At 42.2% G+C, this 11,207-nt stretch carries 10 protein-coding genes; 6 read left to right on the top strand and 4 right to left on the bottom strand.

Features of this window, described 5'->3' with window-relative positions:
* Positions 1 to 14: 14 nt before the first annotated feature.
* The gene (locus GSQ19_RS01905) at positions 15 to 392 is read left to right on the top strand and encodes a response regulator transcription factor (protein WP_011321106.1); all 378 of its coding nucleotides are present in this window, start codon (positions 15 to 17) and stop codon (positions 390 to 392) included.
* A 155-nt stretch (positions 393 to 547) separates the two neighbouring features.
* A complete protein-coding gene (gene psb35 / locus GSQ19_RS01900; RefSeq protein ID WP_011321105.1) occupies positions 548 to 775 on the top strand; it encodes a photosystem II assembly protein Psb35 in 228 nt (75 codons plus the stop codon).
* Positions 776 to 836: 61 nt separating this feature from the next.
* On the opposite strand, the gene GSQ19_RS01895 is transcribed toward psb35, so the two are convergent.
* Genes GSQ19_RS01895 through GSQ19_RS30235 form a run of 3 tightly spaced genes read right to left on the bottom strand, consistent with a single transcriptional unit; the run spans position 837 to position 2,858 of the window.
* Positions 837 to 1,259, bottom strand: coding sequence for a tellurite resistance TerB family protein (locus GSQ19_RS01895; RefSeq protein ID WP_011321104.1), 423 nt, complete (start codon positions 1,257 to 1,259; stop codon positions 837 to 839).
* A 57-nt stretch (positions 1,260 to 1,316) separates the two neighbouring features.
* Positions 1,317 to 2,666, bottom strand: a complete 1,350-nt coding sequence (locus GSQ19_RS01890) for a 16S rRNA (cytosine(967)-C(5))-methyltransferase (protein ID WP_011321103.1) — start codon at positions 2,664 to 2,666, stop codon at positions 1,317 to 1,319.
* A 60-nt stretch (positions 2,667 to 2,726) separates the two neighbouring features.
* Positions 2,727 to 2,858, bottom strand: a complete 132-nt coding sequence (locus GSQ19_RS30235; protein ID WP_268744637.1) for a hypothetical protein — start codon at positions 2,856 to 2,858, stop codon at positions 2,727 to 2,729.
* A gap of 39 nt (positions 2,859 to 2,897) precedes the next feature.
* On the opposite strand from GSQ19_RS30235, the gene GSQ19_RS01885 reads away from it, so the two are divergent.
* From GSQ19_RS01885 to GSQ19_RS01875, 3 genes are all read left to right on the top strand, one after another.
* On the top strand, positions 2,898 to 3,905 hold the full coding sequence (locus GSQ19_RS01885) for an NADP-dependent oxidoreductase (RefSeq protein ID WP_011321102.1): 1,008 nt from the start codon (positions 2,898 to 2,900) through the stop codon (positions 3,903 to 3,905).
* Between the two features lie 254 nt (positions 3,906 to 4,159).
* Positions 4,160 to 5,947 carry a ShlB/FhaC/HecB family hemolysin secretion/activation protein gene (locus GSQ19_RS01880; protein ID WP_011321101.1) on the top strand — a complete coding sequence of 596 codons (1,788 nt, stop codon included), beginning with the start codon at positions 4,160 to 4,162 and terminating at the stop codon, positions 5,945 to 5,947.
* A 461-nt stretch (positions 5,948 to 6,408) separates the two neighbouring features.
* Complete coding sequence (locus GSQ19_RS01875; protein WP_011321100.1) at positions 6,409 to 9,051, top strand: EAL domain-containing protein; 2,643 nt, start codon at positions 6,409 to 6,411, stop codon at positions 9,049 to 9,051.
* A 362-nt stretch (positions 9,052 to 9,413) separates the two neighbouring features.
* Here GSQ19_RS01875 and GSQ19_RS01870 read toward each other — a convergent pair whose 3' ends face one another.
* On the bottom strand, positions 9,414 to 10,127 hold the full coding sequence (locus GSQ19_RS01870) for a rubrerythrin family protein (RefSeq protein WP_011321099.1): 714 nt from the start codon (positions 10,125 to 10,127) through the stop codon (positions 9,414 to 9,416).
* A gap of 396 nt (positions 10,128 to 10,523) precedes the next feature.
* Here GSQ19_RS01870 and dps point away from each other — a divergent pair, with 396 nt between their 5' ends.
* Positions 10,524 to 11,090, top strand: coding sequence for a DNA starvation/stationary phase protection protein Dps (dps, locus tag GSQ19_RS01865; protein WP_011321098.1), 567 nt, complete (start codon positions 10,524 to 10,526; stop codon positions 11,088 to 11,090).
* The last annotated feature ends 117 nt before the right edge of the window (positions 11,091 to 11,207 follow it).

The raw sequence follows: 11,207 nt of genomic DNA, 5'->3' as shown, positions 1-11,207 counted from the left end.
TTGAATTGATTCATATGACCCAAAAAATTCTCATTGTTGACGATGAACCCAATATCGTGATTTTGCTGGAACAAGCCCTAGAAGCATTAGAAGACGAAGGGGTAGAACTTTTAACCGCCAGAAACGGGGAAGAAGCCCTGGAAAGCATAAAAAATGAACAACCAAACCTAGTGTTTCTTGATGTGATGATGCCGAAAATGAGTGGTTTGGAAGTGTGTCAGATTGTTAAACATGACCTACAAATGACTCATGTGTATATTGTCATGTTGACAGCCAAGGGACAGGAGTTTGATAAACAAAGAGGAATGGATGTTGGTGCTGATTTGTATTTAACCAAACCATTTCGCCCCAAAGAAGTTCTGGAAAAATCAATGCAGATTTTAGGCTTTTAAGAAAATTCTCTACCTCTAACCCTTCTTTCCTACTCCCTATTCTCTGTTGTCTGCCCTATGTAATAGCAAGTATTTCAAACTAGGGGGGGATGTAGGTGTTACAATTTTTTTATACTCTGTTAAGAAGTGTTGCGTAAATTAGGAACATATTACTTATGCGTATATTGATGCAGGCAGCAGATGCGATCGCTACGGGTGGAAATCACTTCCCCACAGCTTTTACGTTGGTGTATGTAGTCGGTTTTATTGCGGCTGTCACCATTGGCTCCATTGCTTGGTACAACTCTAAGCGTCCTGTTGGTTGGGAAAGCAAAGAACGCCCCGATTTTGTCCCTAAGGTGGAAAAAGAAGAAACTCCGGGTCTGGGCGAACCGAAGTCTTAATTAGTTATTAGTCATTAGTCGTTTAGTCAATCAAGTCTGGACTATGGACTTTTGACTATAGTTAATTTTGAACTTCTACCCAACGCCGATACAGTTGTTGGATCTGCTTTAACAGTACAGTATGAGCTGCTTGGTTTGATTCGTTTGATTTTGCTAGATCCTGTAGTTTTGTCAGGAGCTTTGCTTCTTCAATCGCTACTTCTCCATCGCTGTAAATCAGACCACTAATGGCTTCGATCAAATGTTCGCAGTCTTCGAGACTAGGGCGATCGCCTAGATATTCTTTCACCCATTTGTAGCATTCATTGGGTTTGACAGCAACTAACTCATACAGCCAAGGCTTAATCTCTGGATCGCTAGCCAAACCTTTCGCTTGGGCTATCTCGCGCAGATATTGCCGTTCTTCTGGTTGGATTTTGCCATCAATCCAAGCCGCACCTATCAAGATTTTAACTAAATTTTTTACATTGGAATCTGTCACCATCGCTGCCTCCTCTGGGAGATTCAGGCTTCAATCAAATCGTACTATCCCTGATAGTAATCATTCGGAAACGTTGGTTTTTCTTAAGCGCACCATGAAAAAGCCGTCCATGTCTTGATTGTGAGGCCAAACTTTCAGCCAACCTTGTGGTGTAGTGTAGTCAGAATAAGGGGAATCAGGACTAGGCGGCTCAATTTGCCAATCAGAATTTCTAGCCATAAATTCCGTAATTACTTCTTCATTTTCTGCCGGATGTAACGTGCAAGTGGCATAAACCAGCACACCCCCAACTTTGACAAATTTTGATGTATGTGATAATAATTCCTGTTGCAGCGTCGAGAGTTCCTGGACAGATTCTGGTGTTTGTCGCCAGCGCGCATCAGCATGGCGGTGCAAAGTCCCCAAGCCAGAACATGGGGCATCCAGTAAAACACGGTCAGCAACATTATAAAATTGTGGTAAGTTGCGACTGTCACCTGTGCAAATTTCAATCGAGTGTAAATTCAGGCGTTGGGCATTCTCTTTCAGCTTACGCAAACGTGAAGCAGTGCGATCGCCTGCCCAAACTTTTCCCTGATCTTTCATTAACTCAGCAATGTGAGTCGTCTTCCCTCCCGGTGCAGCACAAGCATCAATGATCACTTCACCGGGCTGGGGATCAAGCAAATGACTAACTAACTGAGCGCTAGCATCCTGCACAACCCACCAACCTTGACTAAACCCTGGAAGTTTTTGGATGGAACCAGTATTTCCAATAAGTCGTAAAGCTTGGGGTAAATGGGGAATAGGTCTAGCCAAAACCCCCGCAGATTTTAAAGCTGTTTCCACTTCTGCAACGGAAGTACGTAAGGGGTTGACTCTCAAATCAAGGGTTGGTGTTTGGTTCATCCATTCACAGAGTTTTTCCGTCTCCGTCAAACCCAACTGTTCCAACCATACTTTGATAATCCAGTCAGGGAAGCTATGTAAAATTCCCAACCTTTCCACCGGATTTTCTGGTAATTCGAGAAAGTCTGGTGATGCTTCAGCCAAACGGATATATTGCCGTAATAAACCATTAACAAAACCTGTCAGTCCAGCGAAACCATTATCTTTCGCTAATTCTACAGTGGTATTCACAGCCGCAGAAGCAGGGATACGCTCTTGATAACGCAGTTGATATAAACCTAGATGTAAGATACTGCGGAGTTCTGTTGGCTGTTGGTGCGATTTCTTTTTGGCGAGTTGGTCAATAATAAAATCAAGAGTCCGTTGTCTTCTAACACTGCCATACAGTAATTCTGTCACTAGACGGCGGTCAATATCTGATAAATTTGCTTTTTGCAACGCCCTATCTAAAGCAACATCTGTGTAAGCCCCTTTATGCACGTCTCTCAGGGCGATAAAAGCTATTTGACGGGAATTAGTCATGGAGAATTTTTGAGTATAGAATTTGCCGTTAATTAACCTCACACCCTTTCTGTTCTTACTTTACTTGGACTTGTGTGTACACTTTCGCCCTTCTCGCAACTTCACCTCCGTTAGAGACTCAGCTTCATGGATATGACTATGACCTATGGACAGGTGTAGCCGATCGCCTGATGCCAAAATGAAAAACATCATGTACTTTGGCCATCAGTTTTACTATGGAGTAATTTTTCTATGGCTGATACAGTAAATCAACAAATCGTACTCAAAAGTCGCCCTGTTGGGGAACCACAAGAGAGTGATTTTGCTTTAGTAGAGTCACCAATTCCCCAACTTGGGGAAGGTGAAGTTCTCAACCGCACTATTTATTTATCCCTCGACCCATATATGCGTGGTCGTCTCAGTACCAATGCTTCCTACGCAGCCTCAACGGAATTAAACTCAGTTATTGTTGGTGAAACAGTCAGCCAAGTCATTCAATCCCATCATCCAGACTTTCAACCAGGAGATTTTGTTCTCAGCAATCATGGTTGGCAAACTTACGCTGTTGCTAAAGGTAAGACTTTGCGTAAACTTGACCCCAATCAGGCTCCTCTATCCTACTATTTAGGCGTATTGGGTATGCCTGGTCTCACTGCTTACGCCGCTTTACTGGATATAGGTCAACCAAAAGCAGGTGAAACTGTAGTTATTTCGGCCGCTTCTGGTGCTGTCGGTGCGGTAGCAGGTCAAATTGCCAAAATTAAAGGCGCTAGAGTGGTAGGGATCGTTGGTAGTGACCAAAAGCGCGACTATATTGTCAAAGAATTAGGCTTTAATGTGGGAATTAACCGCCGGACGCAGGAAATCGCTTCAGCACTCAAAGAAGCTGCACCTGATGGTATTGATGTTTATTTTGACAATACAGCAGGTGAAATTTTAGAAGCGGTGTTGCAGCAAATTAACTTGGGAGCCAGAATTCCTTTGGTAGGATTAATTTCCCAATATAATGCTTCATCACCACCTCCTGGCCCGAATCTACTGCCTTTGCTCATTAAAAGAGCTTTAATTAAAGGTTTTTTGGTGAGTGATTATCAACACCGTTTTTCTGATTTTGCCCGTGATGTTACTGAATGGTTGCAGTCAGGACAACTGAAATATAAAGAAGATATAGTCGTTGGTTTGGAAAATGCTCCTCGTGCCTTTATTGGCTTGTTGCGAGGGGAGAATTTTGGCAAATTAATTGTCGAGGTAAGTCAATAGATAGTTGTCAGGTGTCAGTTGTCAGTAGTCAGTAGTCCATAGTCCATAGTCCATAGTTATTCTTCTCTGCTCCCACTGCTTCCCCTGCTTCCTCTGCTCCCCCTGCACCCCCTGCACCCCCTGCTCCTTTAACCGTTGCGTAGATGAAATTTTGATAGTTAGCGTATACCTAGACCAGAAGATGAAGTAATATTCACTTCTGAAGCCGTAGCCGTGCAAATCTCTTATTGTTGGCAAATAAACAAATTACTAGCATGATGTATCGCCACCCAAAGCTTGCAGTTTCTTGGTTGCCGTTGAGTATATTGTTATCACTCAACAGCATAGATTTTCTGCCTGTGAACGCTCAAGCTGTTGATCGGACGCAACTACCAAATAGTAACCCTACGCAGCCACTACCTCAGCCTCAAGATATCCAACCACCTGCACCTGTTCCTTTACCTCCACCCCAGCAGCCACAGCAATTACCGCCACCAGGAGAGTTACTCCAACCGTCTTCTCCCGACATTAACCCACAGCAGCAAGTACCGGAAAATGCGCCTCAAACTATTACAGTAGAAAGGTTTGAAGTTGTTGGCAGTACAGTATTTAGTCAGGAAGAGTTGGCCAAGGTTACCACCGAGTTTACCAAAAGACCTATTACATTAGCAGAACTGTTTCAAGCTCGTTCTAAAATTACCGAACTATACGTCAATAAAGGTTACATTACTTCTGGTGCTTATATCCCACCGCAAACTATTAAATCTGGTGTCATTAAAATTCAGGTAGTGGAAGGTAGGTTAGAAGATATTCAAATTACTGGAAATCGGCGACTCAAGCCTAATTATGTCCGCAGTCGGTTGGCGATCGCCACACAACCCCCCCTCAACCGCGAAAGTTTACTAGAAGCACTACAATTATTACAACTTAATCCGTTGATTCAAAATCTTTCTGCTGAACTTTCAGCAGGTTCTCGTCCAGGGACGAGTGTGCTACAGGTACAAATCACAGAGGCAAAATCTTTTAATGCTCAATTAGCTTTAGATAATGGGCGATCGCCTGGAGTCGGGAGTTTTCGCCGCCGAGTACAATTAAATGAAGCTAACTTACTGGGGTTCGGTGATAACATCAGTTTAGTTTATAGTAATACTGATGGTAGTAACACCCTTGATACAAGTTACACTTTGCCATTGAACCCCCGCAACGGCACAATCAGCTTTAATTTTGGCACTTCGTCCAGCAATGTGATTGAAGAACCTTTTAATACTCTCGATATCGAGTCCTCCTCTCGCTACTACGAAATCACCTATCGTCAACCATTAGCTCAATCTCCCAGCCAAGAATTCGCCATTGGTTTGACAGCCTCACGTAGAGAAAGTGAAATATCTTCTTCACTGTTCGACGAAGAACCTCGTTTACCTCCTAGTGTGCTTTCCCCTGGTGCTGATGATCAGGGACGCACCAGGATATCTGCGTTGCGTTTCTTCCAAGAATGGACTACTCGTAACAGTCGGCAAGTTTTCGCAGTGCGATCGCAATTTAATCTGGGTATAGGTGCATTGAACGCCACAGTTAATGCTGAACCTCCCGATAGTCGCTTTTTTTCTTGGCAGGGACAAGCACAATGGGCGCGTCTCCTAGCTCCAGAAACCTTATTAATTATCAAAGCTAATACACAGATAGCATCCAAAGGGCTGTTATCTTTGGAACAATTTGGTCTGGGCGGTTTAGATAGCGTCCGGGGTTATCGGCAAGATTTTCTCCTAACTGATAATGGTGCTTTTGCTTCAGCCGAAGTACAAATACCAATTCTGCGATTATCTCGGTCTGATGCTTTGTTACAAGTCACCCCGTTTGTGGATTTTGGTGTTGCTTGGAATAACTATCGAGAGACTCCAGACCCTAATACCCTAGCATCAGTTGGTCTTGGCTTGCGGTGGTCAAGTGGCGATCGCTTTAGCGCCCGTCTTGATTGGGGAATTCCTTTAATATCCGTTGATTCACAAGCCAGAACCTGGCAAGAGAATGGATTATATTTTTCCCTGATTTATAATCCTTTTTAAAATTTCCCAGAGTTCAAAAAATCTCCGCTCTAAAAATTTGTATATAAATTACGCAATTTTCACACAAATTGCGTAAATAAACGCAAGATATATTGAGCCTGAAGGGTTTATTGTGATTATTTATAATAAACATTTGGCAAAAAGTTACATCAAAAAAACTATGTATAATATTAATCCATGACAAGCTATGACGCTTTTACATTACATAGTCATTTGTGTGGTTTGTTGACTACTAACGGTTAACCCGTCAACTGTTAACAGTCAACACGAAAAGATGTGCAAGTTAAAGCAAAGGCAGCTTAACCTTTTGCCATCCATTTGTGAGTTGAGGAAATTTTGGCATTGAGAAAGCTGAATAATGAATTGATGTGCATTAGCAAGAATGGCTGTTATAAATAGTGAAGTCTAATTAATATATTTCCACTGTATATTCAAAATATTTGAGGATTTGAGAAAGAATAATGCCAGGCAACGAGTGGGAGAAAATACGCCACATACTAGTTGTCCAAGACTTGCAAGGACAGCGCACCATACCATTGCAGGAGGCCACTTATTCTATTGGACGGCATACCAGTAATGCGATTGTTCTCCATTCTCGGTCAGTATCCAGACAACACGCCATTTTACTGCGGGTAACCCTTCCTGAGACTGACCAATGTAGTTTTCGGATCATTGATGGCAACTTCAAAGGACAGGGAAGCACTAATGGTTTACTTGTAAATGGGACTAGATGCTTTTCCCACAATCTCAGGCACGGGGATGTGATCAACTTTGGTAGCCATCAAGCTCAAGCCAAATACTATGCTATTTCCAACATTTCCGAAAAAGCTTTTTTTGCATCTGCTGACGTTGAAGACTTATCAACGTTTTTATCTGAGCTGTCCCAACCTGTTAATCCTTTTCAAACTTTAGTTGTTGATCCTGAGTTTGAAGGTGCTAGTGAGACTGCTTTAGCTCGCTTAGCATCCTTCCCAGAACTGATTCCCAATCCAATTATTGAGACAGATTTAGAAGGACGAGTCACATATATCAACCCAGCTGCATCTGTGAAATTTCCAGATTTGCGAGAACTGGGTAAACGACATCCGATTTTAAAAGATATTCTCAATGTTGCTGAAAACCCCAAAATCAATCCGTTTGTCCGAGAAGTGACAGTTGGTCATGCAGTTTATGAACAATCAGTCCATAATTTACCAGAAAGCGATTTAATTAGAACCTATATTATACGTGATATTACTGAACAAAAACAAGCTGAAGCCGAACTACATCAGCGCGATCGCCTGTTACAGGCAGTAGCAGAAGCGGCTAATTGGTTAGTTGTGGAAATGAATTATGACACTGCTATTGAAAAAGCTTTAGCTGTCGTGGGTGAAGCCGCCCAGGCAGACCGAGCTTATTTATTTAAAAACCATCCTCATCCCGTTACGGGGAAAACGGCAGTAAGCTTACAATTTGAATGGTATTGCTCCGGCCTCCAGCCTTCTATTCAATATTGGCAGAATCAGCTTTATCAGTCTGCTGAATTATCACGTTGGTACAGTATTTTATCTAGTGGTAAATCCATCAATGAACTGAGGCGAAAATTGCCCATAGTGGAACGTGAACTTCTGGAAAGGCAGGGGATTCAGTCTCTGTTGTTAGTACCTCTGAGACTAGAAGATCAATTTTGGGGCTACCTTGGTTTAGCAGATTGCACTCAAGAGCGTTACTGGTCAAGGCATGAAGAATCTACACTTTTGACAATGGCAGCTAGTATTAGTGGTGCTTGGCAACGTCAACAAGTGGAAGAAAAAATTCGCTACCAAGCCCTACATGATTTGCTGACAGGATTACCCAATCGCTTACTATTTAATGAGTTACTGGCTAAAGCTTTAGCTAACGCATCGCGCAGTCAACAGAGCTTAGCTGTCATGTTTCTTGACCTGGATCGTTTCAAAGTCATTAATGATACTCTGGGTCATAGCTTGGGCGATCGCTTATTAAAAAGTGTCGCCCAAAGATTGTGTGACTGTCTGAGAAGTGGAGACACTGTTTCTCGTTGGGGAGGTGATGAATTTACAATTCTCCTACCCCACATAAGTTATATCGAAGAAGTCACCCAGGCAGCTTACAGGATTCTCAAAGCTTTAGAAGAAGTTTTCCATCTGGATGGGCATGAACTTTACGTAAGTGCTAGTTTGGGCATAGCTTTACTCGATCACCACAGTCCAGATGCAGAAGCTTTAATTAAACACGCAGACGCAGCCCTGTATCATGCCAAAGATGAGGGGAGAAATAACTATCAGTTTTACACCACTAGCTTAAGTGGTAAAACCCCAGAACTGCTAACTTTAGAAAAAAGTCTGCGTTATGCCTTAGAAAAGCAAGAATTAACAGTTTACTATCAACCCCGCGTTAATATCCTCACCGGACAAATTACTGGTATGGAAGCATTGTTACGCTGGCAACATCCAGAAATGGGGATAGTAGCACCGAGTATTTTTATTCCCATTGCTGAGGAAACTGGGTTAATTATTCCTATTGGTGAATGGGTATTGCGTACAGCCTGTATGCAAAACCGAGCTTGGCAAGAAGCTGGATTACCTCCTTTGCAAATGGCTGTCAACCTTTCTCCCAAACAGTTTCGTCAACCCAATTTGCTAGAAATTGTCTCGGCAATTTTAGCCGAAACAAGTTTAGCACCAGAGTTTTTAGAATTAGAAATTACGGAATCAACAGCTATTGAGGATATTGATTTTACTAGGAGTGTGTTAGAAAATTTGCAGCAGATGGGTGTTGATATTGCCATTGATGACTTCGGTACTGGCCATTCTTCCTTATCCCGGTTACAGCTTTTACCACTCCACAATCTGAAAATTGATGGGTCTTTCATCAAAGCATTGACCACAGATAGCAAAGTAGCACATATCGTCAAGGCGATCGTGACTTTGGGCAGGAGTCTAGGTTTGAGGCTAACGGCTGAAGGGGTAGAAAAGCAGGAAGAACTCGATTTTTTAAAATCAATCAACTGTCAGGATGTCCAAGGTTTCTTGTTCTATAAGCCTCTTTCTGCCGAAAAAGCAACGGAAATTCTTCAAAGTGAAAGAAAACACGCTGCTCTATGAGAAGGAGTCAGAAGACAGAATACCCTTTCAGGGAAGCAAGCTACAGAATTCAGAATACCCCATGCCTGAAGTCAAGGGTAACAGCCACGGAAAGAATTTTTTTCTTATCCACGATTAAAAACGTTCTGCTTTAAACCTCGATTCTCCATCCAGTCGGACAGAATCTATTCTGGATTCAGGGAGATGTATTCTGAATTCTTCGGTAATATCGAGTTTGATTTATGCTTGGGAATAGGTAATAGCTGATTGGTAATTGGTTTTGATGTTTACCAATTACCAAGCCTCCTATGGGAATCTGATTTGATGATTGAACAAACGTAAGTGTCTGCCCTACGTATATTGGACAAATCAAATAGTTGCCTCTAAGCCGCAGTTTTTTCCTCAAGTAGCTTAAATGTCTTTTTGGTAGCGCCACAAATCGGACATTGCCAATCGTCAGGGATATCTTCAAATGGCGTACCTGGCGCAATTCCAGAATCGGGATCACCTGCAACAGGATCATAAATCATACTGCATTGTCTGCAAATCCATTTACGAGTGTTGGGATCTTCACCAACTACTCTGGTAACAGGTTGTCCACCATTTAATACTTCTAATGCTTCAGTGTAGCGATCGGCGTGGTAATTTTCGATAAACTTCAATAAACCAAAGCGGTGTGCAGCTTCGCGGAAAGTGCTGGCGTGTTCGCTAGATTCTTGCGCTTGTTTGAGAAATTCTTCCGCCGCCGGATGATCGCGATCGCTTTGGGCAGCTGCGGCAAAATCAGGATACATTGTAGTGTATTCGTAGGTTTCGCCTTCAATAGCCAAAGATAAACACCGAGAGACAATTTCTCGCTTTTGTTCGTCAGTTAAGGCAGACGGATTTTCTACAACCAATTCGGGATGCAGTAACTCAAAATGGGCAAAAGCGTGTTCTGTTTCTTGCTCTGCTGTTTCCCGAAATAGTTTAGCCAAATCTGTAAATCCCAGTTTACGGGCTACTTCGGCAAAAAATAAATACTTACGATTTGCCATTGATTCACCACCAAAGGCAGCTTCTAAGTTTTGCAGTGTAGTAAAGTTTGATAAATCCATAGTCTTTGGATGTAGTAAAGTATATTTACATAGCAAATATGGGCTCTAAATCACGTAAATAAGTTGTTATTGGTGTGTACAAAACAACTTTACCCACATTTGCTGCCCATATTTATTTACCCGTTTTGTTAGCTACGACAGGACAATTATAAAGCAGCTGCATTGAGAAGATGAGAGGCTTCCCAATATAAAGTCCGGTTAATCCTCTACTATCCTTTTGTGAATACCGATTTGTAGCGAAAAACAGCACGAGGACAGCGCATTCATCATTTTTCTGCATCTATCGCTGGCATTCATGTCTAAGATGAATGTTATCTATCGCTAGAGAGTTACGCACAAGAGGCACTTAATCCTACTATCTAGAGAGTTAATTCGCACAAGCCATTAGGTAGAATCATGAGTGATAATACTCTGTCATCCCGTCTCTATCCCACCCGTATTGATATTCCATCTGAAAAACGGGTACAAATTGTTGCTATCCTCAATCAAACTTTAGCAGCCACTTTGGACTTAAAAACTCAGGCAAAACAAGCCCATTGGAATGTTAAAGGTACTGATTTCTATCAATTACACGAATTATTCGACGAACTCGCTGGGGAATTAGAAGAGTTTGTTGATCTTGTGGCTGAAAGGGTAACTGCTTTGGGTGGATATGCTGTAGGAACAGCACGCGCCGCCGCAAAAAATTCAATTTTGCCAGAATTTCCCTTTGATATTTTGGATAGTCAGGAGTACGTAGCAGCTTTAGCAGACCGATTTGCACCCTACGCCAAGCATATCCGAGAAGCGATCGCTAAAACTGATGATTTAGGTGATGCTGATACCGCAGACCTTTATACCGAAATCTCCCGCACCATCGATAAGCGACTGTGGTTCCTAGACGCGCATCTACAAGCAGCAGCTGTTAAAGAAGACGGTGGTGCAATTGCTAATAAAATTCAACAGCCAGCTGCTGTTAGATAAACTTTTTTGGGAATCTCTATAATTGCAATTTCATAGTATCTTTTTGGTAAGTACGCCACTTTTTAGTGCGTACTTTTCATTTTATATTGCCATATCTTACTATTTAAATAGTTCAAA

This window comes from Trichormus variabilis 0441 (assembly GCF_009856605.1).
Classification (GTDB): Bacteria; Cyanobacteriota; Cyanobacteriia; order Cyanobacteriales; family Nostocaceae; genus Trichormus; species Trichormus variabilis.
The sequence above is the reverse complement of the archived record's forward strand: the minus strand, read 5'-3'. Positions and strand labels throughout refer to the sequence as shown.